Below are 25,449 nucleotides of genomic sequence, written 5' to 3'. Positions count from 1 at the left end.
CTGGTCGGCCGACGCCCCCGGCGGCGGAGCGGACTCCTCCCGCTCCGCTGTCGGGGGCGCTGGTTATGGTGGCCGCACCACGCACCGGATGACCATCGCGCCCGGTGGTCGGCCACATGCCTGGAGGAGAGAACGGTGCGGCGCTGGGAGTTCGTCGGGGACGGGTCTGCGAAGTTCTGGGAGGCGGCGGTCGAGGGCAGCTCGGTCGTGGTCCGGTACGGCCGGATCGGGACGGCGGGGCGGGAGCAGGTGAAGGAGCTCGCCTCCGCCGGGGCGGCCGAGGCCCACCTCGCGAAGCTGATCGGCGAGAAGACCCGCAAGGGCTACACCGAGGCCGACGGAACCCCTGTGAGCGTCGGGCCGGTCGCCGCTCCCGCCGAGCCTGCCGCACCGGACGGCACGGAGGAGCCCGAGGCGGCCGGGCTCCCGGACGAGAGCACCTTCGTCTTCCCCGCCACCTGGCAGCGCGTCCTGCACCCCCGCCGCGGCGGCCGGGTGCGCGCCGTCCCCCGTCCCGCTCCCAAGGCGGTCGGGCAGGCCGAGGAGCGGATCGCGGCCCAACTCGACTGGATCGAGCAGGTGTTGGCCTCCCGCAACGCCCCCAAGGCGCTGGTCGCGGCCGCCCGCGCGTACCTGGCCGGGGAGGCCGACCCGCTCGGCGCCGCGATGCTCGCCGAGATCCTCCCGCCGGCCTGGCACCACAACGGGGTGGAGAAGTCCCCCTTCGCCGACGCCTGGGCGGTCCGCTTCGGCCTGCCGTTCGCCGCCCGCGCCGTGCTGGAGCTCTCCGGGATCCAGGTCCTCTACCACCAGAGCGGGATGGTCCGGGTCGACCCGCAGGTGCGGTACCGCTCCCCCGACCGGCCCGGGCTCAACAGCGCCGACCAGCTGGCCGGTCGGCTCCGGGCCCTGCTCGCGGTCGCCGACGAGGCGGTGTACCAGGAGACCCTCGACGCGCTGGAGGAGCTCCGCACCACGCCCGCCCGCCGCCTGCTGGCCGCCTACCTGGCCCCGGGCACACCGGGCTGGACCGAGGAGTGCCTCGCCGAGATGGACCGCTACGGCCGGCACGAAGGTTCGCTGCGCGCCCTGCTGCTGGCCACCGTGGACCACCCGGCCCAGCTGGACGGCTTCGGCCCGGACCCCCGGCTCGGCTACCACGACTGGACGGTGGGCCTCTTCGCCACCCTGGCCGACGGGGTCGGCACCGAGGCCGACCGTTACCTGGACGCCGCCCTGGGGCAGTACCACAGCACGGACGAGCTGCGTACCGTGGCCTCGGTGGCGGTGCAGCTGCCGACCGACCGGGCCTTCCGCTTCCTGCTCGGGCGCCTGACGGAGAAGCAGGCCCGGCCCGCCCTCCAGGAGGCCATGCAGCGCTACCCCGTCCGGGCCGCCCGCCTGCTGGCCGAGACGGTGCTCGCGGACGGGCCGACCGCCCCGGACGCCCGCCGGCTGCTGGCCACCCACGTCCAGCTCCAGCACGCCGTGCTGCCCGAGCTGCTCGCCGAACTCGACGCCCCGGCGGTCGAGTTGATCGCCTCCCTGGACGGCGTCCGGCCGCGGGTGGCCGAGGCCGCGCCCGAGGAGCTGCCCGCCCTGCTGGTCTCCCCGCCGTGGACCCGTCCCCGCGCCCGGCGCACCGTCCGGGTGCTCACCGGCCTCCAGGCCGACGCCGCACCGGAGGTGGAGTGGCGGGCCGGCGAGCAGGAGCGCTGGAGCGCGGGCGAGGACGGCTGGCCCTTCCCGCCCCGGACGGACTGGAAGAAGGAGGCCAAGCAGGTCTTCGGGCCGAACGGCAACTTCTGGTACGCGCGGCGGCTGCTGATGCAGGGCCCGCGCGAGCTGCTCGCCCCCATGCTGGAGAAGTGGCGGCCGGTGCAGACCTGGGGCGGCGGCGAGGAGCTGCGGCCGGTGGTGGTCCGCTACGGTCTGACCGCCCTCCCGGCCCTGCTGGCGGCCGCCTCCTCGCAGCCCGCGAGCATCGCCCCGCTGCTGCTGCCGTTCCGGGACGCCGGGGTGGCCCGGGTGATGGCGGACTGCCTGGTGCGGCTCAAGTCGGCCCAGCCGACGGCCCGTTCGTGGTTCGCCCGGCACGGCGTCGCGGGCGCCCTGCTGCTGGTGCCCGAGGCCGTCGGGCCGGACGGCGCGGCCCGCAAGGCCGCCGAGCAGGCGCTGCGCCTGGTCGCCGCCGAGGCCGGTGCGCAGACCCTGGGCGCGGCGGTGGCCGGGCGCTACGGCGTCGAGGCGGCCGGGATCGTCGGCGAGGCGCTGTCGGCCGACCCGCTGGAGAACGCGCTGCCCGCCAAGCTGCCCGCCCTTCCCGTCTGGGTGCAGCCCGCCGTCCTGCCCCAACTGCTGCTCGCCTCGGGCGCCGCGCTGCCCGAGCAGGCCGTCCGTCACGTGCTCACCATGCTCGCCCTCTCCCGGCCGGAGGAGCCGTTCCCCGGGCTGGCCGTGGTCACCGGGGCCTGCCGGCCGGATTCGCTGGCCGCGTTCGGCTGGGCCCTGTTCGAGGAGTGGCGCCAGGCCGGGACGCCGCCGAAGGAGAGCTGGGCGCTGACCGCGCTGGGCGTCCTCGGCGACGACGAGACCGTCCGCCGCCTGACGCCGGTGCTGCGCGAGTGGCCGGGCGAGGGCGCCCACCACCGGGCGGTGGAGGGGCTGGGCGTGCTGGCCGCGATCGGCAGCGACGTGGCACTGCTGCACCTGCACGGCATCGCCCAGCGGGTGAAGTTCAAGGCGCTCAAGTCCCGTGCGCAGGAGCGGATCGCGGAGGTGGCCGAGGGTCTGGGCCTGACGGCCGACCAGCTCTCGGACCGGCTGGTGCCGGACCTCGGCCTCGACCCGGACGGCACCACTGTGGTCGACTACGGCCCGCGCCGCTTCACGGTCGGCTTCGACGAGCAGCTGCGCCCGTACGTGCTGGACGGCGACGGCCGCCGGCGCAAGGACCTGCCCGTGCCGGGCGTCAAGGACGACCCGGAGCTGGCCCCGGCCGAGCGCAAGCGCTTCGCCGCCCTGAAGAAGGACGTGCGCACCGTCGCCTCCGACCAGCTGCGCCGCCTGGAGGCCGCGATGGTGGCCCAACGCGCCTGGACCGCGGCCGAGTTCCGCGAGCTCTTCGTCCGGCACCCGCTGGTCTGGCACCTGGCGCGCCGCCTGGTCTGGCTGGCCGACACCGAGGGCGGTCCGCGGAGCACCGTCACCACCGCCTTCCGGGTGGCCGAGGACCGCACCTTCGCGGACGCGGCGGACCAGGAGTTCGCGCTGCCCGAGGACGCCACCGTCCGGCTGGCGCACCCGCTGCTGCTCGACGGGGCGGCGCTGGCGGCCTGGTCGGAGCTGTTCGCCGACTACGAGCTGCTCCAGCCCTTCCCCCAACTGGGCCGGTCCGTGCGCCACTTGACCGCGGACGAGCTGGCCGCCAACCGGCTGCACCGCTTCGAGGGCAGCAAGGTGCCGGTCGGCCGGCTGCTCGGGCTGACCAAGCGCGGGGCGCCGCAGGACGCGGGCGTGGAGCGGTGGTTCTCCCGGCGGCTCGGCGAACGCTGCCACCTGGTGATCCAGCTGCACGAGGGCATCGCGGTCGGCGCCGTGGAGATGTTCCCCGACCAGACCTTCGAGACGGTCTGGCTGGACACGGTGCCGCGCGACCACTGGGACCGCGGCGACCTGCGGCTGCGCTTCCGGGACGTGGACCCGATCGCCGCCTCCGAACTGCTCGTCGACCTGGAAGAGGTGACCTCGGCGTGAGCGCCTCCGACTCCCCGAACCTCCAGCGCCCGCCCGCCGAGGTGCGCCACGCCGAGGAGTTGGCGGCCCTGCGCGCCGAGGACCGCGACCCGCGCCCGCCGGGCTGGCAGCTCAGCCTGCGGGCGGCCCGCCGCTTCGTGATCGGCGACGAACGCGCCGGGATCAGCCGCAAGTTCGTCGGCAACGCGGCCCTGGTCGAACGCGCCCTGGTGACCCTGGCCACCGACCGCGGCCTGCTGCTGGTCGGCGAGCCCGGCACCGCCAAGTCGCTGCTCTCCGAGCTGATCGCGGCGGCCGTCAGCGGCGCCTCCACCCTCACCGTGCAGGGCGGCGCGGCCACCACCGAGGACCAGATCAAGTACTCCTGGAACTACGCGCTGCTGGTCTCCGAGGGCCCGTCACCCCGCTCCCTGGTGCCCGCCCCGATGCTGCGGGGGATGGCCGAGGGGCGGATCGTCCGCTTCGAGGAGATCACCCGCTGCCCGCTGGAGGTGCAGGACTGCCTGCTCTCCCTGCTCTCCGAACGGGTGCTGGCCGTCCCGGAGTTGGACGGCCCGGACGGCATGGTCTTCGCCCGCGCCGGGTTCAACGTGATCGCCACCGCCAACACCCGGGACCGGGGCGTCAACGAGATGAGCGCCGCGCTCAAGCGCCGCTTCACCTTCGAGACCGTCTTCCCCATCCCGGACTTCGACACCGAACTGGCCCTGGTGGAGGCCGAGGCCGGCGCCCTGCTGCGCCGCTCGGGCGTGACGGTGGCACCGGACCGGGACGTGCTGGCGGTACTGGTGACCACCTTCCGCGAGCTGCGGCAGGGGAGCGGCGGCGGCGCGCAGCCTGGGGACCGGATCTCCGCCGTGATGAGCACCGCGGAGGCGGTCTCGGTGGCCCACGCCGTCGGCGTCCGCGGCTGGTACCTGCGGGGCGAACCGGGCGACGCCGCCGACCTGGTGACCTGCCTGGCCGGCACGGCCGCCAAGGACAGCCCCGAGGACCTGGCCCGGCTGCGGCGCTTCCTGGAACAGGAGGGCTCCCGGCGGCGGGGCACGCAGTGGAAGGCCCTGCACCGGGCCCGCCACCTGCTGGCGGAGTGATGGGCCCCCGGAGCGCCCGGGCCCGCGAGGTCGTCCTCCTCGGGGTGCGCCACCACTCCCCCGCCTGCGCCGGCCTGGTGGCCCGCACGATCGCGGAGCTGCGGCCGGCCCACGTCCTGATCGAGGGCCCGGCCGACTTCAACGACCGCCTGGACGAGCTGCTGCTCGGCCACGACCTCCCGGTCGCGGTCTTCAGCCACCACCGGGACGCCCGGCGCACCGCCACCTCCTGGGCGCCGTTCTGCGAGCACTCGCCGGAGTGGGTCGCGCTCACCCGCGGGCGGGCCGCCGGGGCGCAGGTGCGCTTCATCGACCTGCCGGCCTGGCACCCGGCCTTCGGCGACCGCTCCCCGTCCGCGCAGGAGCCCGCGCCCGCTTCCGGGTCCGGGTCCGGGTCCGGGTCCGGGTCCGCCAACCGTTTCGCCGACGCGGAGTCCCGGTACGCGGAGGCCGTCGCGCGGCTGTGCGCGCACTTCGGCACGGACTCGGTGGACACCCTCTGGGACGGCCTCTTCGAGGTGGCCGACCCGGACGGGCTGGCCGAACGGCTCGACGCCTACTTCGACCTGGTACGCGGCGACACCGCCGCCGATCCGGGCGACCGGGCCCGGGAGGAGTACATGGCCTCCTGGGTGCGCGCGGCGGCGGCCCGCGCGGAGGGGCCGGTGCTGGTGGTGACCGGCGGCTTCCACACCCCGGCCCTGCGCGCCCTGCTCGCCGCCCCGGCCTCCGCGTCCGCCCCCGCGTCCGGCACCGAGTCCGGCACCGACTGGCCGTCGGTCCCCGCCCCCGGTGACGACGCGGTCGGCGGCAGCTTCCTCGTCCCGTACTCCTTCCGGCAGTTGGACGCCTTCGCCGGTTACCAGTCCGGCTTGCCCTCGCCCGGCTACTACCAACTCCTGTGGGAGGAAGGGCCGTCGGCCGCCGCCGACGGCCTGCTGGAGCAGGCGGTCCGCCGGCTGCGGAGCCGCCGGGTGCCCGCCTCCACCGCCGACCTGGTGGCCGCGCGCAGCCTGGCCGACGGCCTGGCCGCCCTGCGCGGCCACCGGGTGCGCAGCCGTACCGACGTGCTGGACGGCCTGGCCGGTGCCCTGGTCAAGGAGGCGCTGGAGCAGCCGCTGCCGTGGAGCGGGCGCGGCACGCTCGCGCCGGGCTCCGACCCGGTGGTGGTCGAGATGGTGGCCGCGGGCACCGGCGAGCGCACCGGCCGACTGCACCCGGACACCCCGGCACCACCGCTGGTGCACGACGCCGACGCCCAACTCGCCCTGCACGGCGTGACTTCGGGCGCCGCGGTGACGGCCGATCTCACCGAGCCGGCCGGCCTGGAGCGCAGCCGGCTGCTGCACCGGCTGCGGGTGCTGGGCGTCCCCGGCCACACCCGCGCCTCCGGTCCGGCCTCCGGTGCCGATCCGGTCTTCACCGAACGCTGGGAGCCCACCCCGCTCACCGGACGGGAGGCCGCGCTGGTCGAGGCCGGAGCGTACGGCGCCCGGGTGGCCGACGCGGCGGCGGTCGCGCTCACCGAGCGCCTGCACGAGGGGGGTTCCGACGCCCCGGCGCTGTCCGCCCTGCTCTTCGACGCGGTGCTCTGCGGCGCGGATGCCCTCTCCGCCGAACTGCTGCGCACCCTCGCCGAGCGGGCCGCCACCCTCCCCGAACTCGCGGACGCCGGAGCGGTGTTGGCCACCGCGCTGCACCTGTGGCGGCACGACCGGGTCTACGGAGCGGCCGGCACCCCCCTGCTCGCCCGGATCATCGGCGCCTCCGCCGACCGCGTCCTCTGGCTGGCGGAGGGCCTGCACGGCGGCGGCGCCCGCCCCGACCTGCCACGGCTGCGCGCGCTGGCCGCCGCCCGGGACGCGGTCCGGGACGCCGAGGAGCTGCTGCCGCTCCCCCGGGTCGCCGTGCTCGACACCGCCCGCCGGATCGCCACCGACCCGGCCGCACCACCCGACCTGCGCGGCGCGGCCCTGGGCCTGCTCCGCTCCCTCTCCGCCGCAGCGGATACCGAACTCCCCTCCCTGGCAAGCGAGTTCGCCACCGCAGGGCCGGATCGGCTGGGCGACTGGCTGACCGGTCTCTTCACCCTGGCCCGGCAGGAGCTGACCGACTCCCCGGCCCCCGCCCTGCTGGACACCCTGGACGAGCTGGTCGGCGCGATGACCGAGCACGACTTCCTCACCGGCCTGCCCGCCCTGCGCCAGGCCTTCGCCCACTTCCCGCCCCGCGAGCGCGAACGGATCGCGGAGCGCCTGCTGGAGCGGCGCGGCCGCCGAGGCTCCGCCCGTACGCTCCTGCGCACCACCGCCGACCCGCTCGACCTGGCCCGCGCCCGTGCCCTGGAGGAGAGCGTGCACCACCTGCTCCACCGGTACGGCCTCACCACCGACCCCCGGACCGCCCGATGACCGACTCCGCCGTTCCGCCCACCATCCCTCCCGTCGGCGACCCTCCCATCGGCGACCCCGGCCTGGAGCGCTGGCGCCTGCTGCTCGGCGCACCCGCCGAACGCGCCACCGGCCCGCTCGGCCCGGAGGCCGCCGGGCGCGACGCCGCCCTGGAGTGGCTCTACGGCCGGGACGAGGACCTGACGGAGCGTGGGATCCGGCGGGGCCCGGTGCCCGCCGCGCGCGAGGGAGGGGACGGGGCCTCCCGGCTCACCGCCGTGGACTGGCTGGACGACGTGCACCGCCTCTTCCCGAAGGAGACCGTCGAGCGGCTGGAGCGGGACGCGGTGGAGCGGTACGGGATCGAGGAGATCATCACCGATCCGGAGCTGCTGACCCGGGTCGAGCCGAGCGTCACCCTGCTGCGGGCGGTGCTGCGGACCAAGCACCTGATGAACCCGGACCTGCTGGCCATGGCCCGCCGGATCGTCGAGGCCGTGGTGCGGGACCTGACGGCCCGTCTGCGCCCCGAGCTGCGCCGCGCCTTCACCGGCGCCCGCTCGCGCCGCCCCAGCCGCCTCCCGGTGGCCCGCGACTTCGACTTCCACGGCACCCTGCGGGCCAACCTCAAGCACTACCAGCCGGAGCGGCGCCGGGTGCTGATCGAGCGGCCCCGCTTCCACTCCCGCTCCCGGCGCCACCTGGAGCAGTGGCAACTGATCCTGCTGGTCGACCAGTCGGGCTCGATGGTCGGCTCCGTCATCCACTCCGCCGTCACCGCCGCCTGCCTCTGGGGCCTGCCCGGCCTGCGCACCCACCTGATCGCCTTCGACACCTCGGTGGTGGACCTCACCTCCGACGTCGCCGATCCGGTCGACCTGCTGATGCGCGTCCAGCTGGGCGGCGGCACCGACATCGCCCGGGCCCTCGACTACGCCGCCGGCCTGGTGGAGAACCCACGCCGCACGGTGGTCGCCGTGGTCTCCGACTTCTACGAGGGCGGCGACCGCTACCGGCTGCTCCGCACCGTCCGCTCCCTCACCGGCCAGGGCGCCACCGTGCTCGGCCTGGCGGCCCTGGACGAGGAGGCCGATCCGTCCTACGACCGCGTCATGGCAGGGCAGTTGGCCGAGGCGGGCGCCCAGGTCGGCGCCATGACGCCCGGCCACCTGGCCGCCTTCGTCGCCGAGCGGGTCGGTCGATGAGCGCGCCCGCCCCGCACCCCGGCCTGCACCCCGCGCCGCGCCCCGACCTGCTGGCGCTCACCCCGGACACCCTCGCCGCGCTGACCAACCGGGGGCTGGTCAAGCGCGCCGCCCGCGAGCTGGAGTCCGGTACCGGGCCGGAGGTGGCCCTGGCCGAGGACGGCACCGTCTCCGGCCGCCACCCGGACGGCAGCCTGAGCGAACTGCCGCCCGGCCTCGGTCTGGACGCCGCCACCTGCACCTGCGCCGCACCCGGTGTCTGCCGCCACCTGATCGCCCTGGTCCTCGCCCACCAGCAGCAGCTCCCCTCCACCCCCTCACCCGAACTCACCTGGTCCCCCGCCGAGTTCGACGACGCCCAGCTCGAAGCCGTCCTCGGCGCCCCCGCGCTGGCGGCCGCCCGCCGCACCCTGGCCCGTGGCGGCCAGCGCGCCACCGTCCACCCGGCCGGCCCCGACCACCCCGTCCCCTGGGTCGAACTCCCCGCCTGCACCGTCCGCTTCCCCGTCCCGCACGGCCTCGGCTACGCGATCAGCGACGCCGCCACCTCCCTGCACGGCGAGACCGTCGCCCTCGCCGTCTGGGCCTTCCGTGCGGCAGACGCCTCCGGCACCACCCAGGTCACCCTCGGGGACGCTCCCCCGTCCGCCCCGGCCGACCACCTCGACACCGCACTCGACACCGCCCTCGGCCTGGCGGAGGAGCTCCTGCTCGACGGACCGTCCCGCAGCACCCCGGTCTTCACCGCCCAACTGGAACGCACCGCCGCCCGGTTGACCGCCGCCTCGCTGCACTGGCCCGCCGCCGTGGTCACCGCCCTGCAGCGCCAGACCGAGGCCCACACCGCCCGGGACGCCCGCTACTCCCCCACCGAACTCGCCCGTCTCCTCACCGAGTTGCACGCCCGCAGCCGCGCCGCCACCCTCGACCCGGCCGGCGCCCTCGGCACCCGGGAGTCCGCCGACACCCCGCTCCGCCTGGCCCGCCTCGTCGCCCTGGGCTGCCGCGTCACCGCCCCCGCACCCCAGGCCCGCACCGCCGCGCTCTACTTCGCCCACCCGGACGCCGGGGTCGTCCTCGTCCTGCGCAAGCACTGGCAGCTGACCGGGGACCAGCCCGCCACCGGCCCCGACCTCGCCACCCGCCGCCTGCTCGGCTCCACCCTGCGCACCCTCGCCACCGCCAACCTGGTCAGCGAACAGCTCTCCCGCCGCCCCAACCGCACCGTCACCCTCGGCCGCGGCCGGGTCGCCGCCACCACCGTCACCCCGCTCGGCAACGCCTGGACCGCCCTGCCCGCCCCCCTGCTCGTCGACGACCTCGCCGCCCACCTGCGCCGCTGGGACGACCGCGCTCCCCGCCTGATCCGCCCCCGGGTCGAGGCCGAGGACGCGGTCGTCCTCACCGTCTCGGCCGTCGAGTCCCTCGGCTACGACCCCGCCCGGCAGCAACTCGAAGCCGTCCTGCGCGACCCGGCCGGCACCCCCGTCCTCCTGCGCGCCGACCACGACCCGGCCTGCCCCACCCGCCTCGACTCCCTCGCCGCCACCCTCGCCTCCGGCCGCGTCACCCACGTCAGCGGCCTCCTCCACCCCCACGCCGGCCACCCCGTCCTCGAACCCCTCGCCCTCCTCACCCCGGACGGCCCCACCGTCCCCGACCTCACCCCCGCCTCCCCCGTCCCCCTCCCGCCCCTTCCCCCTCGCCCCACCGACCCCCTCACCCACGCCCTCGAATCCGCCCTCACCACCCTCGCCGACCTCGCCCACACCGGCCTCCGCCACACCCGCCCCGACCTCACCCCCACCACCACCGCCCTCCGCCGCACCGGCCTCCACCACACCGCCGCCCTCCTCGACGCGGTGGCCGCCTCCCCCACCGCAGCCACCTGGACCGAGGCCGCCCTCCACCTCCACCTCGCCCTCGACCTGCACCACCGCTCCACCTGATCGGGTGACAGATCTGCACTCTCGCCCGGATCGCCCCCCTCACAGGCTTAGCTGACCAGGTGTCCTGATGGAGAATCGACCCGGAGCAGCGGAGGTGCACAGATGAGTACGGCAGCCCACACCCCTGGGGACTACAGCGTCAGCGACCCCGAGCGGGCCCTCAAGTACGCGATCCAGCACGTCGCCGGGGACCGGGCAGAGATCATCGAGGGAGTGATCACGCCTTTGTCACCGTCCTGGGCTCACGAGAACGCTGCGGACATGGTGCGCCGGCAGCTCTCGCCCCGCCTGAACGACCTGGACCTGGTAGCCGGATCCGGCAACCTGGACCTCCCCGGCTCGGAGAACTGGTTCATCCCGGACCTCGCCATCGTCCCCCGGGAGCTCGCGGCGAAGACCGAAGGGGCCCTCGTCCCGGACCAGACCCTCCTGGTGGTCGAGGTGACCTCGCCGTCGAACGGCGAGACCGACCGTACGGTGAAGCGCCGCCGCTACGGCCAGTACGGCGCACCGCTCTACCTCCTGGTGGACCGTCAGCAGCGCGAGTGCACCCTGTTCTCGTCCCCCGGCCGCCTCGGCTACGCCACCACCGACGGCCCCCACCCCTTCGGCACGCCGCTCCGCCTCCCCGCCCCGTTCGACCTCACCCTCGACACCAGCGACTTCTGAGCACGGCCGCCCCGAGCGGGCCCGGTGGGTGTCAGAGCGGGTCGAGGCGGCGGCGGAGGAGGCAGAACTCGTTGCCCTCGGGGTCGGTGAGGACGTGCCAGGTCACGTCCGGGCCCTGGCCGATGTCGACGGGGCGGGCGCCGAGGGCGAGGAGGCGTTCGAGTTCGGCGGGCTGGTCGCGGTCGGTGGGGCTGACGTCGAGGTGGAGGCGGAGCTTGGCGGGGCGCGGGTCGGTGGTGGGGCTGAGGACGAGGGTGGGCTGCGGGCCGCCGAAGCCGGTGCCGGGCGGGCCGATCTCGATGCTGCCGTCGGACTCGCGGCCGACCTCGACGTAGCCGAGGACCGCGCTCCAGAAGACCGCGAGCCCCTCGGGGTCGACGCAGTCGATGACCAACTCGCTGATGCGGCACGCCATGGCGGGGAGTCTACGGCGCGGCGGGGCTGAGGGGGTGTCAGGCGGGGCGGCGGGGCGGCGGGCCAGGGAGTGTTGCGAAAGTGCTGGTCACAGCCACTCGTCGATGGCCCCGACCAGCACTTTCGCAACACTCCCCGGAGCCGTGACCTGTGACCTCACGGCTCGGACGACGAGCGCGTCGAGGAGCATCGCGGTGATCGAGGTGCCCACCCGCCGTCCGGCCCGGCCCGACGGGTGGCCGTGATGCCCAGGCCGCGGTCCACCACCGGGGAGACGTCCGTCCGGAACCTCAGCGCCACGCGCGAAGGACTCAGGCAGACACCTTGAGCATCGAGGCCGGGCCCTTGGCGGGATCGATGACCACTGCGGCGACGCGGTAGCCGGGATTCAGCGCGGACCACATCTGATCGAGGAGGTGCGCACCGTCCTGAGCGGTGATCGAAACCTCGTCGAAAGGCGCGGCGACGAGCACCTCCGCCCCGTCCGAACGGTAGGTGGTCAGCAGCACGCCTTCGCCGGGCTGGAGGTCCTGCACCGTGAGCGTCATGACGTTGGTGGTGAGCCTGGATCCGGCACTCGGACGGGCGGCGCCCAGGACGGCGGTCCGGCCGTCGCGACTGAGCAGTGCGGTGATCCGCGAGGTCCGGATCGGCGGGTCCGGCTCGTACTCCAGCCCGCCGAGCGCTTCGGTGGACGCGGCGCCGTCACGCAGGCGAGCGGCCACCTGGCCGACCTGCTCACCGTTCCCGAGGACCAGCCAGTCAGGGGTCGTGGTCGCAGCCGCGTAGTGACGGAGCGGGTCGTGCCCCACGGTCTCGGTGGGACCGACCAGCAACTCGTCCCCTTCGAGTCGGAGCGCGCGATCACGCGACGCCGCGCTGCGTCCGGTGAGGAAGTACCCGCCGACGGTTTCGCCGGTGAGGGTCCGGGCGCAGAGGACCCCACGTCCGGGATACGGGTTACCAGTGAGCAAATCCGACAATTCAATCATGACTTCTTGTTCCCATGGTCGTTGCTCTTCGAAAGGATTTCACGGTGTTCCCAGCCCTCGCGGGGTGAGGCCACCTCATTCTGCCTGACGGTGCGTCAACCGTCCCCGCCGGCAGCGGCCAGGAGCTTCTCCCGGGCGCGAGGGGTCAGGTCATCCGCCGACACGCCTGCCGACACCCGCGAGCGATGGGCCGCGTACCAGCCCCTCTGGAAATGGCGGACCGCGGTTTCGGAATCCCGCCAACTCCGCCGTCCGTGCAGGATTCTGGAGTTGACGAAGATCAGGCATTCACCTGCTCGCAGATCGAGATTCTGCTGGTACGAAGGGTCCCGTGAGAGCCGGGCCAGCAGATCGAACCCTCGGCGGGCGTCGGGGTGGACATCCACGGTGTTGAACTCGTGGGAGCTGAAGTACAGGCCCACGCGAGGAGGGCCTCCGGCCCGTTCGGTCACGAGGACCGCGCGGCGCAGCACCTGGTCGCCGCGGGCGATCTCGTAGGCGTCGTCGCGGAAGAGCGCGCTCAGCTCGTGCGGCGCCAACTCGGCGGTGCACTCCTCCAGGAGGCGAGCGCCGTCGACGAGTACCGACTCTCCTCCGGAAGCGGCAGGACTGCTGCAGTACAGGGCGACGACGGTGGGTGGGGACGCCATGAAGCAGCCGTCGGTGTGCGGGCTCTGGGTCTCCGGCGTGTTCTGGGGACGACGGACGGTCGACGACTCCTGGCTGTCCGCTCGGATCGACACCAGCCTGGTGCTGCCTGCCCCGAGCTTGTGCAGGACCGGGGCTCCGAGCCGGGTCTGCAGCGAGTTCGGAATCGTCTCCACCGACTCGTTGCCCAACTCTGCGACCAGCACGGGGGACTTCTCCAGCGAGGCCGAGATGTCCTCGGCCGGCTCGGCAACATCGCGCTGGGGGTCGACCCCGAGGCGATTGATGATCATGCGGAACCCTTCCGGCTGGCGCCGCGCCGTCCTGGGGTCAGGGGGCCGGCCCGGCCCGGCGCCGCCCACCCCGAGGCCCCGTCCGGCACAGCCCCGCCGCCACCACCCCTGACCACCCTCCGTGCCGGGGCGCCGGACGGCATCACTTCGGCGCGAGAGCCCCGCGCGCCGGAGGTACCAGTACCAAGGCCGTCCCCACCGCGAACGCCGCCACCGCCCACACCGCCGGGGCACCGTCCCGGGCCAGCCCCGCGCCCGCCCACACCGTCAGCGCCCCCACCGCCCCGGCCAGCCCGGCCAGCAGCGGAACCGGCCGCAGCACCGGCGCGTGCGGAAGGACCGCGCCGCCCAGTCTCAGCAGCCCGCGCTCCAGCGGCCGCAGCACCACCAACAGCCCGAGCAGGAACAGCGTCAGCACCGCGATCCACACCGGCCGCCACGCCCACCACGCGCCCGAGCCGACCGCGGGCTCGGGCGCCACATCCGGCAGGTAGAACGCGGCCGCCGCCACCAGGACCGGCACCATGTGCCACAGGTACAAGGTCATCGACACCCGCCCGAGCGGCCGGATCAGGCGCCACAGCCACTCCGCCCGGAGCGCACGCTCCATCGCCGGCGCCGCCAGCAGGCACAGCGCGCACTGGGCGAGCACCCACGCGAGCATCGCGAGCGACGGCGGGTCGGTGTTGCTGACCTCCTCCGTGCTCACCAGGATCAGACTCACCGGGAACGGCCCGTACGCCACCAGCGCCGCGAACGCCCCCGCCCCGCCCGCGCCCACCGCCACCAGCAGCGGCCGACGCGCCGTCAGCCGGCCGTCCTGCCAGCCGAATCCGAGCTGGTACGCCACCGACCACACCAGGACGTAGTTGGCCGCCCCGACCCAAGGGCTCCCACCCACCAGGTGGACCAGGCCCGCCACCACGGCGAGCGTCGCGAGCGCGGCCACGGACCCGAGACCCCAGCGCCGGTACGCGGCGTACAGCCACGGTGTCAGCACACTGATCATCAGGTACACCGGCAGGAACCAGAACTGCATCGCCAACGCCCAACCGACCATCGCCAACAACCCGCGATCGGCCCCGGCCGCCCGGCCCGCCGCCAGACCCGCCACCGCGACCGCCACGTACGCCGCCGTCGGCAGCAGCAGGCGCACGGCCCGCCCGCGCACCCACCCGGCCGCCCCGCCGCCTCCGTCCCGGTGCCGGCGCCAGGATCCGGCCGCGGCATGCCCGCCCGCCAGGAAGAACACCGGCATGATCTGGAAGACCAGTGTCAACCACTGCGTCCACTCGACCGTGGCCAGCAACTCCGGCGCACCGATCGTGCCGTCCGGGTGCCGCACCAGTGCGGTGATCACCCAGTGCCCGAGCACCACCAATACGATCGCCACGCCCCGCAGGAAGTCCACGTACCTGACCCGGCCCACGCCACCCACTGTCCCCGCCCCCGTCCCGAACCGACCGGACCACTGTGGTCGTACCTCAACGGCCCGGTCCAGCACCGCACGGTTGCGATTCGATCTCCCCTCCGACGGGTCTCCGCCCCGGTGCGACCGCCACGTTTCCCCCGGGGTGACCGCCGCCCTGACGACCACTCAGGTGTGCTTGCTGCTGGTGTCGTCGTAGTCGATGGTGCCCGCGTCCAGCAGCTGGGTCTCCCGCGGTTGTTTCACGTGCGCAGGAGTTCACCGACACCTTCGAGCTGTCGGGGACCGGGGTGGGGACGGGCACCGTGCTGACGGGGTGTCACGTGCTGCGGGCGCTGGCGTCGGCCTGGCAGCGGGGGTGACCGTCGGGATCGGCAAATCGAGATCATTGGCAGTGCCGGCGACTGCCGGCCCGCAGTCGGCGGGGAGGTGGACGAGGACCAGGGCAACAGCGTCACGCGGGTTGTCGGTCTCTCCGATGTCCGCCGGTCCGTGCGGCGAGCGGGTCTTCCACCAGGTGACGCGGTGCTTCCCGTGCACTGGAGTAATCACCGGAACGTCGTGGGTGTAGGGGAACCCGGTGCAGCGGCTGAAGTTCAGCGTCTGGTGGCTGTGGAACGGGAACAGGGCGCGCAGCTGTGGCCGGGCGTATGCAGCCTTGATGAGTCCATGGCCCACGTGCCGTGCTGTGGTGTGCCGATGGCTCGTCCATTGAGCTTCGACTGCGTCACCGTGCTCGTGGGCTTCGGCGAGCTGAGCTTGCTCAGCCTGTCCGCCGCAGCACCGACCATGTCCTGCACTGGTCCCGATGGCGCCGCAGACGCCAGCACCAGGCCCGGACCAGCCACTACAAGAGACGGGGCCACAGCCCAAGAACTGAAGCCTCATCATCATAGGCACCGTTGCAGTACTAGGGTGCGGGGGTGAGTCTTCATCTGATCGTCGGACACGGGCCCGCCGGGGCCGCCACCGCTCGCGTGCTGGTCGGGCAGGGTCACCGGGTGCGGGTGGTCACCCGCTCCGGGCGCCCCGCGCAGGGGGCGGAGGAGCCGGGTGTCGAGCACCTGGCGCTGGACGCCACCGACCCGGCCCGGTTGGCGGAGGCGGCCGAGGGGGCGGTGGCGATCCACAGCTGCGCCGCCCCGCCGCTGCACCGCTGGGCCGTCGACTGGCCCCCGCTCGCCGCCTCGCTGTTCGCGGCCGCCGAGGCGAGCGGTGCCGTGCTGGTCCTGCTCGGCAACCTCTACGGCTACGGCCCCGCCGCCACCGGCCCGCTCACCGAGGAGCTGCCGCTCGCCGCCACCGGGCCCAAGGGCCGGACCAGGGCGGCGATCTGGGAGCAGGCCCGGGCGCTGCACGAGGCCGGGCGGATCCGGGCGGTGGAGGTGCGCGCCTCGGACTTCTTCGGCCCGGGCGTCACCGAGGGCGGCCACCTCGCCGCCCGTGCGGTGCCGCGTCTGCTGGCGGGGAAGAGCGTCTCCGTGCTCGGCGACCCGGACGCGCCGCACAGCTGGACCTACCTCCCGGACGTGGCCGGCGCCCTGGCCGAGGCCGCCTCCGACGAGCGCGCCTGGGGCCGGGCCTGGCACGTGCCGACGCTGCCGGCCCGCTCGGCGCGGGAGATGGTGGCCGGGCTGGCCGCCGCCGCGGGGACGGCCGCGCCCGCCGTGCGGCCGCTGCCGCCCGCGGTGCTCGCCCTGGCCGGGCTGTTCTCGCCGCTGCTGCGCGAACTCAAGGAGACGCGTTACCAGTTCGACCGCCCGTTCGTGGTGGACTCCTCCGCGTACGAGGCGCTCTTCACCCTGCGGGCGACCCCGCTCGACGAGCAGTTCGCCGACACCGTGGCCTGGTGGCGCGACCGTCTCAACCGTCCCACCGCCTGAGAGGAGCGGCCCGTTGGCCGTCGAGATCGTCTACGAGACGCACTCCACCACCACGGACAACGAGGCGGGCATCGCCACGGGTTGGCTCCCCGGCACCCTCTCCGGGCTCGGCAGGCGGCAGGCCGCCGAGCTCGGGGAGCGCCGCCGGGGCGGCGGCTTCGCGGCCGTGCTGACCTCCGACCTCCAACGGGCCGTGGAGACGGCCGCGATCGCCTTTCCCGACCTGCTGCCGACCCGGGACGCCCGGCTGCGCGAGTGCGACTACGGCGCGCTGAACGGCACGCCGATGGCCGGCATCGCGGCCCGCCGTCTCCGCCACCTCGACGAGCCGTTCCCGGGCGGCGGCCAGAGCTACCGCCAAGTGACGCTGGCCACCGCCGAGTTGCTGGCCGAGCTGGCCGTCCGGCACGACGGGCGGCGGGTCCTGCTGATCGCACACCACGCCAACCGCGTCGCCCTCGACCACCTGCTCACCGGGGCACCGCTCGCGGAGCTGCTCACCGCCGAGCGGACCTGGCAGCCGGGGTGGCACTACACCCTCCCCACCAACTGGCGCCCCTGACCAGGCGGTTCCCGATCCGCTCCGGCCGCCCTGCCTGCATACGGGTGAATCTCTCCGCCCGCGCCTCCGGCGACTGCCTATGATCCAATTCCATGACGGAGAGTCAGATCATCCCAGCTGTGCGTAATTCGGCTGACGTGCTCATCCTCGGAGCGGGCCCCGCCGGGCTGGTGCTCGGCAACCTGCTGCTCGCCGCCGGGGTGGACTGCGTCGTCCTGGAGCGGGCCACTGCCGAGCAGGTGGAGTCCCGTTCCAGGGCCGGGTTCCTGGCCGCGAACACGGTGCGGGTGCTGGAGCGGCACGGCCTCGCCGAGGGCCTGCGCCGGCACGGACGGGAGCACGCGCTCTGCGAGTTCCGCACCGAGGACGGCAGCTTCCGGCTCGACTACTCCGCCCTGGGCCGGGGCGAACGGCACACCGTCTACCCCCAGCACGAGCTGGTGGCCGACCTGCTCGCGCAGTACCGGCGGGCCGGCGGGCAGGTACGTTTCGGCACCGAGGCACTGGCCGTCCTGGACGCCGGCACCGACCGCCCCCGGGTCACCACGGACGGCCCCGAGGGCCCGGCCGGCTGGCGGGCCCGCTACGTGGCCGGCTGCGACGGGCGGCACGGCGCGGCCCGCCGTTCGCTGCCGCCCGGCAGCGTCCGGCGCCACCGGCACGACCACGGCGTCTCCTGGCTGGGCCTGCTCGCCGAGGCCCCGCCCAGTCTGGACGCGGTCGGTTACGCGGTGCACGGACGCGGTTTCGCCGGGCACATGGCGCGCACCCCCGCCCTCACCCGCTACTACCTCCAGTGCGAGCGTGGCAGTTCGCCCGGGGCCCTGCCGGACGAGCGGGTCTGGGAGGAGCTGGAGCTCAGGATGCGCGCCGAGGAGCACGGCCCGCTGCACCGGGGCCCGATCGTCCACCGCGCGGTGATCGACCTGGAGTCCGACGTCCTCGAACCGCTCCGGCACGGCTCGCTCTTCCTCGCCGGGGACGCCGCGAGTCTGCTCAGCCCGTCCGCCGCCAAGGGCGCCAACCTCGCCGTCCTGGAGGCCGAGTTGCTCGCCGAGGGGCTTATCGCCCAGCTCCACCGGGGCGACCCCGGCGGCCTGGACGGGTACTCGCGGCGCAGCCTCGAACACATCTGGCGGGCCCAGGAGTTCTCGCACTGGATGGTGCAACTCCTGCACCGCACAACGCACTTCCACGACGGGTTGCGGCGCTCGCGGCTGGCCTCGCTGCGCGGTTCGCGCAGCCTCCAGGACTGGTTCGCCGAACACTACGTCGGCGTCTGAACCTCACCCCCTGAGTCGGCCCGGCCGGGCCGGGCACTGCCCGCTCCGGCCGGGCCGGGCTCTGTCATGCCCGAAATCCATTGCCGAACACCAGAGATGAGGGAACATCGCCATGACCACCACCGTCACCACCACCCTGCGCACGGACGCCGCCCGCTTAGCGGAGGCCGTCTGCTTCGTCCGGCAGCAGGACACCGCCGCCCTGCTGCCGCTGCTCCTCCCCGGCCTGGACGGCCCCGAGCTGCGCGCGCTCGCGGACCACTGCCGCTTCTCGCACGCCGCGCTGCTGGTCTTCCCGCCGACCGCCGAGGCCCACCGCGGCCTGCTGGCGGGCTGCGGGCTCGACCCCGGGGTGACGGCCCGGCCCAGTGTGGTGGTCCGGGACCGGCTGGCCGCCCGGCACGGACGGGAGCCGGCCGACCTGGACGTGCGGATCCTGCGCCCGGCCGTGGCCGGGACGGGCCGCACCGTCGAGGTCTTCGTGCTGACCGTGCCGCCGGGTTCGGCGCTCGGCCCGCTGGCCCGGCAGGAGCGCGCCGAGGAGCACGAGGCCCACCTCGCGCTGGAGGTGGAGCACCCCGATCCGCTGGTGCTGCGCGGGCTCTGCGCGCTGCTGGCCCGGCACGGGGCCGGGCCGGACGGCGGGGGCTACAACCCGCACGAGGACGGCACCGTGCTCTACTTCACCGCCCCCGCCGACTCCAAGGCGGGCTACCGGCGGCTGGAGCTCTACGTCCCGGGCGAGCACCCGGACGTGCTGGCCGCGCACCTGAACCACCGTCAGGCCGACCGGCCAGCCGAAACGCTCCTGCGCCTGTTCACCGGCGCCTGGACCACCCAGGCCCTGGCCGTCTCGGCGGAGCTGCGGCTGCCGGACGCGCTGGACACCACCACCTCCACCGGCCTCCCGGCCCTGGCCCGGGCGGTCGGCGCCGACCCGGACGCGCTCGCCTCGCTGCTGCGCTACCTCGCCATGCTGGAGGTGGTCGAGGACGACGGGTACGGCTACCGGCTCACCGCGCTCGGCGCGCTGCTGCGCAGCGACGCCCCGTCCTCGATGCGGCCGCTGGCCCTGATGTACGGCGGGCCGTTCTACCGCTCCTTCGCGGAGCTCGGGCACACCGTCAGGACGGGCGGGGTCGCCTTCGACCACCTGCACGGCGAGAACCACTTCGAGCACTTCGCCCGCGATCCGGAGCTGGCCGAGCTCTTCGACCGTTCCATGGCGGCGAGTTCGCGGATGTTCGAACCGCTCGCCGCCCACCCGGCCGTGACGGCGGCCGCCCGCGACGCGACGGCCACCGCCCCCCGCACGGTGGTGGACGTCGCGGGCGGCAACGGCGAACTGCTCGGCCGGCTGCTCACCGCCCACCCCCGGCTGCACGGCGTCCTGCTGGAACGCCCGCACGCGGTGGAGGCCGCCCGGCCGGCCCTGGAGGCGGCCGGGTGCGGCGAGCGCTGCACCTACCTGGCGGGCGACTTCGCCGACGTCCCGCCGGGCGGGGACGTCTACCTGCTCTCGCGGATCCTGCACGACTGGGACGACGAGCGCTGCCGGGAGATCCTGCGGCACTGCGCGGCGGCGATGCCCGCCCACGCGGACCTGCTGATCGTCGAACGGGTGCTCCCGGCCGACGGTTCGCCCTCGCTGGCCACCGCCTGGGACCTGCACATGCGGTGCAACGTCGGCGGCCGGGAACGCCAGGCCGAGCACTACGCCCGGCTGCTGGCCGACGCGGGCCTGACCCTGGTCGGCAGCTCCCCGCTGCCGCTCGACGCCGCCGTCCTGCACGCGCGCCGGGCCGGCGCCCCCGTCCCGGCCCAGGCCGCCGGGCCCGCCCGGCCGTAGCGGGCAGCCCGGCGGCCGTGGTCACCTTCCGTGGTCCTCGTGGCAGGTGACCACCCGTCGGGCGCGCACGCATCCGTCGGGCACGGGCACGCATCGGTCGGGTACGCGCAGGCGTCCGGCGCGGCACCATGGTGCTCCGGCCCCCCGTCCGCCTACCGTCCCCTGTAGGCCGAGCTGGGCCGAGCCCCGACCGTGAGGAGCACCGATGACCGGCAGCGACCCGATCCACGCCGAGCTGGACCGCCGGGCGGCGGAGGTCGGCGCCGAGGTGGTGAGGTGGCGTCAGCACCTGCACCGCCACCCGGAGCTGCCGAACCGCGAGGTCCGCACCGCCGCCTACGTGGCCGACCACCTGCGCTCGCTCGGCCTGGACGAGGTCCGCACCGGCATCGCCGGCCACGGCGTGGTCGGGGTGCTGCGCGGCGGCCTGCCGGGCACGGGGGTGGTGGCGCTGCGCGCCGACACCGACGCGCTGCCGGTGCCGGACCTGTGCGGGGTGGAGTTCGCCTCCACCGTGACCGACCAGGACTACCCGGGCGGTCCGTTCCCGGTCTCGCACGCCTGCGGGCACGACTGCCACACCGCGATGCTGATGGGCGCGGCCACGGTGCTGGCCGGGGTGCGCGACCGGCTGCCCGGCACGGTGCTGTTCGTCTTCCAGCCCGCCGAGGAGGGCCCGCCGGTCACCGAGCGCGGGGGCGCCCGGGAGATGATCGCGCAGGGCGCGTTCGCCGACCCGGTCCCGACCATGGCCTTCGGCATGCACGTCACCCCCTACCCCAAGGGCTACCTGGGCTACCGGGCGGGCAACCAGTACGGCGCCTCCAGCCTGGCGAAGATCGTGATCACGGGCCGCCAGGTGCACGGCTCCACCCCTTGGCAGGGCATCGACCCGATGCCCGCCGCCGGGGCGGTGCTCACCGGCATCGGCCAGCTCTACCGCCAGCTCGACGCCTTCGACCCGGTCACCGTGACCATCGGGCACGTCGAGGACGTCGGCCGCTTCAACATCATCGGACAGACCGTCACCCTCTGGGGCACCGTGCGCTGCATCGTCGAGACCGACATGAAGGAGGTCCAGCAGCGCCTGGCCACCCTGGCCGAGCACTCCGCCCGGGCCTTCGGCTGCACCGCCACCACCGACTTCCTCCAGGACGTCCCGCCCGTGCACAACCTGCCCGCGTGGGTGGAGGCGGGCCTGCCCACCTTCCGCCGGGTCGTCGGCGAGGACCGCGTCGTCGAGACCTCGCCGACCCTCGGCTACGACGACGTCTCCGAGTTCGTCAACCGCTTCGGCGGCCTCTACGTGATGCTCGGCGTGCAGGACGCGCGGCTCGACGAGGGCGGCCGCCCGGTCCCCCTCCCGGACGGCCGTGGCCTGGTGCCCAACCACAACCCGCACTTCTACGCCGACGACGCCACCCTCCCGACCGGTGTCCGCCTGCACGCCCACGTCGCCTACGACCACCTGTCCGGTGCCCTGCTCCCCGGCTGACACCGACGCCCCCGGCCGGGGCCTCACCCCTCGGCCGGGGCCGCCAACAGGGCCTCCAGCCGGACGAGTTCGTCCGGCGCGCCGCCCGTCCCGGCCGCGCCGCCCGACAGCAGCGCGAGCACCCGCCGGACCTCCTCGGCGGACCGCTCGCGTTCGAGCTCCGCCTTGGCCCTGACCCGGGCGAAGGCCAGCACCACCCGGACGAGGCCCTCGGCCAGGTCGGCCCGGTGCCCGTCCAGCGCCACCGGCCCGTCGGCCAGCCGGTACTGGAGCCGCAGGGCCTCCTCCGTGGCGGCCAGCGCCTCGGCGTGCCGGCCCGCCTCGGAGAGGGCGTCCGCGTACCCGACCAGGACGGAGGCGAGCAGCGGACCGTGCAGGGCCTCGTCGCGCCCGGCCCGCTCCCGGCAGAGCTCCACCGCCTCGGCGGCGACCGCGACGGCCCGGTCGTGCTCCCCGCCGTCCCGCAGGGTCTCGCTCAGCGTGGTCAGCCCCAGCGCGAGGATGCCGCCGTCCGCCTCGGCGTCGATCGCGGCCATGGTGCGGCGGATGCGCACCATCTCCTCCGCCGTCTCCAGCCGTTCGGCGTGCAGGCCCGCGCGCCGCAGCAGGGCGGAGAGCCGGCCGAGCGTGGAGGCCAGGTCGGCACGGTGCCGCTGCGGATCGGCCTCGGCCAGCTGACGGTCGATCACCAGCGCCTCGCGCATCGCGGCCAGCCCCTCCTCGTCCCGTCCGGCCATGGCCAGCACGTGGCCCAGGTTGCTCAGCACGGCCGACAGGTCGGACCCGTGGGCGGACGGGTTGGACCCGGCCAGCCGCCGGTGGATCCCGACCGCGCCCTGGCCCGCCTCGATCGCCTCCTCCCACCGGCGCAGCGCCGACAGCCGGGCGCAGAGGTTGGAGAGGCCGTCCGCCAGGGCGGATTCGTGCGCCGCCGGGCTGGCCTCGGCGAGCCTGGTCAGCAGGTCCGCCGCCGCGCGGGCCGCGGCCAGCCCGCCGTGCAGGTCCCCCGCCCGGGCCAGCCGGATGCCCAGACTGCCGAGCGCCTTCGCCAGGTCGGGCTCGTGGGCGGCCGGGTTGACCTCGGCCAGCGAGCGGAAGAGCTCGACGGTCTCCTCGGCGGCGAGGGCCGCCTCCCGGTTGCGCCCGAGGCGCAGGTGCAGCCCCCCGAGGTTGCCGATGGCCGCGGCGAGGTGGTGCGCATGGGTCTCGGGCCGGCCGGCCGCCAGGGCCCGGTACTCCCGCACCACCGCCTCCGCGTCGGTGAGCGCCTCGCGGTGCCGCCCCATGGTCGCCAGCACGGCGCAGCGCTGGGCGAGCGCCCCGGCCAGCAGCCCCGTCCCGTCCTCGCCCGCCGCACGGCGGGCGGCCACGGCCAGGTCCGCCGCGGCCAGCGCCTCGGGCAGCATGCCCTGACGGGTCAGCAGGAGCGAGAAGTTGTGCTGGGCACGGGCCCGTTCGGCCTGGTGGGCGTCGGCCTGCCCCGCGGGCAGGTTCTCCCAGTACAGGGCCGCCAGCTCCGCGAAGACCAGCCCGTCCTCCGCCCGGCCGGCCCGGTCGAGCTGCATCCCCAGGCTGCTCATCACCAGCGCGAACTGGGCGAGCACCTCCGGGGTCGCGGACTCCGCCGCCGCGGCGAGCGGGAACAGCTCCTGCTGGGCCTGCTCCTCGGCGGCCAGTGCCTCGGCGTGCCGGCCGGCCTGGGTCATCCGCACGGCCAGGTCGTGCAGCAGCCGGGCCCGCTCCAGCGGGTCGGCGGTCCGGGCCAGCCGGTGCTCCGTCAGGCGGGCGGCCAGCACGGCGATCCCGGTGTCCAGGTCGAGCCGGCGCCGCTCGGGCAGCGCCGCCTCGACGGCCGCCAGCACCTCGACGCCGACGGCCTCGATCCCGGCCAGCACGGCCAGCGAGTTCCCGGTGAGGGCGAGCGTGAGCCCGGGCCGCCGTTCGAGCACGGCGGTGAGCTCCGACGCGGCGACGTGCGGCCAGCGCCGGGCGGTCTCGATCAGCGTGCTGAGGGCCGCCCGCACGTAGGACGGGCCGCCGTCCGCGTCGCCGTCCGTCCGGTCGTCCGGTCGGCCGTCCTGCTGGTCGTCCGCGTCGCCGTCCGTGTCGCCGTCGCGTTCCGGGGCGAGCAGACGGGCCGTCAGCAGGCGGGCCCACGGGTCCCAGGGGTGGTCGGCGTCGTCGTGGCCCGGTGTCCGGAGCGCGATCAGGTCCTCGCCGAGGCGGTCGGGGTACAGCGGTGCCAGCACCAGCCCCCGGTCGGCGGAGGACTCCGGGTAGAGCAGGGTGTGGTCCTCCACGACTTCGGGCAGCGACAGGCCCGTCCCGTCGGTCAGCACCCCTGCCCTGGCCAGTGCCTGACGGGCCGTCGGCTCGGGCACCGCCCGGACCAGGGTCGCGGTGTGGACGGCCCGGGCCATGGTGGTCGGGTCGGTGGCCACCGTGCCGTGCTCGTACATCGAGGCCCAGAAGTCGTGCTCACGGCCGATCAGGTAGGAGGAGAGCGAGGCCGGGGCGGGGTCGGAGCCTGCCCGTCCTGCCGAGTCCTCCGCGTGCACGGAGACCAGGGCCGCCATGTGGAGGTCGAGCACCAGCCCGTCGTCCCCGAGGGCCGGGGCGGCGGGGCCCGCCGGCCGGACGCCCCCGACCCCGAGGGCGTCCGCGAAGGCCCGGCGGGCGGTCTCGAAGACGGCCCGCCGGCCCTCCTCCGTCCCCGCGATCGGGCCGAGGCCGAGCGGCTCTGCCGTCCGGATGCCCTTCGCCGCGGCACGGCTGCTCAGCAGCGGCCACCAGGTGTCGGCCGGCCGCGAGACCAGCAGGACACGGGTGCGCTCGGCCCTGCCCAGCAGCGGGTTGCCGAGCAGCAGCAGGAGGTCGTCGAGCGGCCAGCGTTCGGCGTAGTCGACCAGCAGGAGCAGCCGGCGGCCGGGCTCGCCCGGGGCGACCACCTCGGGCAGCCCCGGGTCGCTCAGGTGGCGGCTCTCCCAGCAGGTCCACCCCGCCGCCCGGGAGGCGTCGGCGAACTCACCGGCCAGCCGGGTCTTCCCCTGCCCGCCCGGCCCGTGCAGCAGGACCAGCGAGGTGCCCGGGGTCTCGTCGTCCCGCCACGCCTCCAGCCGGCCGAGCTCCTCCTCGCGGCCGCCGAACGCGACGGTCCGCCGGTCGGCGAGCAGCAGCAGGCTGGGCCGCCACCGGGCCTCGGCCGCGGTCACCCGCGGGGCCGGCGGCTGGACGGGCGCGACCCGGTAGACCGGCACCCCGTCGCGTACGTGCACGTCGCCCCGGGTCACCGCGTACACCACGCCGCCCGGCTCCGCCGAGATCCGCACGGAATCGCCAACTCCGGTACCACTGCCGATCATTGACCTCTCCCACCACTCCGGTCCGCCCCCTCGGTCATCCTGCCACGCGAGCGGAACGCTCTTGCCGGAATGCCCTCGCCCCGGCCCGGGAAGGATGACGGCAAGAGGCCGCTCCGTGACCGGAGACGGCCAGGGGGACACGTGGGGCGGCCGGGCCGCGCCACCGGGGGCAGGGG

At 75.3% G+C, this 25,449-nt stretch carries 17 protein-coding genes; 11 read left to right on the top strand and 6 right to left on the bottom strand.

Annotated features, from left to right (window positions below; translation table 11 throughout):
* Window positions 1-135: 135 nt before the first annotated feature.
* The 6 genes from ACIA8O_RS02005 (at window position 136) to ACIA8O_RS01980 (ending at window position 11,063) form a co-directional block, all read left to right on the top strand.
* Window positions 136-3,756: a DUF4132 domain-containing protein gene (locus ACIA8O_RS02005; protein ID WP_396291553.1), complete on the top strand. Its 3,621-nt coding sequence runs from the start codon at window positions 136-138 to the stop codon at window positions 3,754-3,756.
* Window positions 3,753-4,850 (top strand): AAA family ATPase, encoded by a 1,098-nt coding sequence (locus tag ACIA8O_RS02000; RefSeq protein WP_396291552.1) that lies wholly within the window; start codon window positions 3,753-3,755, stop codon window positions 4,848-4,850. The genes ACIA8O_RS02005 and ACIA8O_RS02000 overlap by 4 nt, the downstream gene beginning before the upstream one ends.
* Window positions 4,850-7,261, top strand: a complete 2,412-nt coding sequence (locus ACIA8O_RS01995; RefSeq protein WP_396291551.1) for a DUF5682 family protein — start codon at window positions 4,850-4,852, stop codon at window positions 7,259-7,261. The genes ACIA8O_RS02000 and ACIA8O_RS01995 overlap by 1 nt, the downstream gene beginning before the upstream one ends.
* The gene (locus tag ACIA8O_RS01990) at window positions 7,258-8,445 is read left to right on the top strand and encodes a VWA domain-containing protein (RefSeq protein ID WP_396291550.1); all 1,188 of its coding nucleotides are present in this window, start codon (window positions 7,258-7,260) and stop codon (window positions 8,443-8,445) included. The genes ACIA8O_RS01995 and ACIA8O_RS01990 overlap by 4 nt, the downstream gene beginning before the upstream one ends.
* Entirely contained in the window at window positions 8,442-10,394 is a 1,953-nt protein-coding gene (locus ACIA8O_RS01985) for a hypothetical protein (RefSeq protein ID WP_396291549.1), read from the top strand. Before ACIA8O_RS01990 ends, ACIA8O_RS01985 begins: the two co-directional genes overlap by 4 nt.
* 102 nt (window positions 10,395-10,496) lie before the next feature.
* Window positions 10,497-11,063, top strand: a complete 567-nt coding sequence (locus tag ACIA8O_RS01980) for a Uma2 family endonuclease (RefSeq protein ID WP_396291548.1) — start codon at window positions 10,497-10,499, stop codon at window positions 11,061-11,063.
* A gap of 31 nt (window positions 11,064-11,094) precedes the next feature.
* Here the strand turns inward: ACIA8O_RS01980 and ACIA8O_RS01975 are convergent, their stop codons facing one another.
* The 5 genes from ACIA8O_RS01975 to ACIA8O_RS01955 form a co-directional block, all read right to left on the bottom strand.
* A complete protein-coding gene (locus tag ACIA8O_RS01975) occupies window positions 11,095-11,478 on the bottom strand; it encodes a VOC family protein (protein ID WP_396291547.1) in 384 nt (127 codons plus the stop codon).
* Between the two features lie 310 nt (window positions 11,479-11,788).
* Complete coding sequence (locus tag ACIA8O_RS01970) at window positions 11,789-12,469, bottom strand: IMP cyclohydrolase (protein WP_396291546.1); 681 nt, start codon at window positions 12,467-12,469, stop codon at window positions 11,789-11,791.
* 95 nt (window positions 12,470-12,564) lie between these two features.
* Window positions 12,565-13,410 (bottom strand): TauD/TfdA family dioxygenase, encoded by an 846-nt coding sequence (locus ACIA8O_RS01965; protein ID WP_396291545.1) that lies wholly within the window; start codon window positions 13,408-13,410, stop codon window positions 12,565-12,567.
* 142 nt (window positions 13,411-13,552) lie between these two features.
* Complete coding sequence (locus tag ACIA8O_RS01960) at window positions 13,553-14,839, bottom strand: acyltransferase (RefSeq protein ID WP_396291544.1); 1,287 nt, start codon at window positions 14,837-14,839, stop codon at window positions 13,553-13,555.
* Between the two features lie 258 nt (window positions 14,840-15,097).
* Window positions 15,098-15,727 carry a DUF6193 family natural product biosynthesis protein gene (locus ACIA8O_RS01955; RefSeq protein ID WP_396292103.1) on the bottom strand — a complete coding sequence of 210 codons (630 nt, stop codon included), beginning with the start codon at window positions 15,725-15,727 and terminating at the stop codon, window positions 15,098-15,100.
* A 35-nt stretch (window positions 15,728-15,762) separates the two neighbouring features.
* Here ACIA8O_RS01955 and ACIA8O_RS01950 point away from each other — a divergent pair, with 35 nt between their 5' ends.
* The 5 genes from ACIA8O_RS01950 (at window position 15,763) to ACIA8O_RS01930 (ending at window position 21,911) form a co-directional block, all read left to right on the top strand.
* Entirely contained in the window at window positions 15,763-16,722 is a 960-nt protein-coding gene (locus ACIA8O_RS01950) for an NAD-dependent epimerase/dehydratase family protein (protein WP_396291543.1), read from the top strand.
* Window positions 16,723-16,735: 13 nt separating this feature from the next.
* Window positions 16,736-17,284 carry a histidine phosphatase family protein gene (locus tag ACIA8O_RS01945; protein ID WP_396291542.1) on the top strand — a complete coding sequence of 183 codons (549 nt, stop codon included), beginning with the start codon at window positions 16,736-16,738 and terminating at the stop codon, window positions 17,282-17,284.
* Between the two features lie 92 nt (window positions 17,285-17,376).
* A complete protein-coding gene (locus ACIA8O_RS01940) occupies window positions 17,377-18,567 on the top strand; it encodes a 4-hydroxybenzoate 3-monooxygenase (RefSeq protein ID WP_396291541.1) in 1,191 nt (396 codons plus the stop codon).
* A gap of 112 nt (window positions 18,568-18,679) precedes the next feature.
* Entirely contained in the window at window positions 18,680-20,416 is a 1,737-nt protein-coding gene (locus ACIA8O_RS01935; protein WP_396291540.1) for a methyltransferase, read from the top strand.
* A gap of 205 nt (window positions 20,417-20,621) precedes the next feature.
* Entirely contained in the window at window positions 20,622-21,911 is a 1,290-nt protein-coding gene (locus ACIA8O_RS01930) for a M20 family metallopeptidase (RefSeq protein WP_396291539.1), read from the top strand.
* Between the two features lie 23 nt (window positions 21,912-21,934).
* Here ACIA8O_RS01930 and ACIA8O_RS01925 read toward each other — a convergent pair whose 3' ends face one another.
* A complete protein-coding gene (locus ACIA8O_RS01925) occupies window positions 21,935-25,240 on the bottom strand; it encodes a hypothetical protein (protein ID WP_396291538.1) in 3,306 nt (1,101 codons plus the stop codon).
* Window positions 25,241-25,449 lie beyond the last annotated feature (209 nt).

It is taken from the genome of Kitasatospora sp. NPDC051853 (assembly GCF_044452665.1).
GTDB lineage: Bacteria > Actinomycetota > Actinomycetes > Streptomycetales > Streptomycetaceae > Kitasatospora.
Note: the sequence above shows the minus strand (reverse complement) of the source record. Positions and strands in the feature narration are given on the sequence as shown.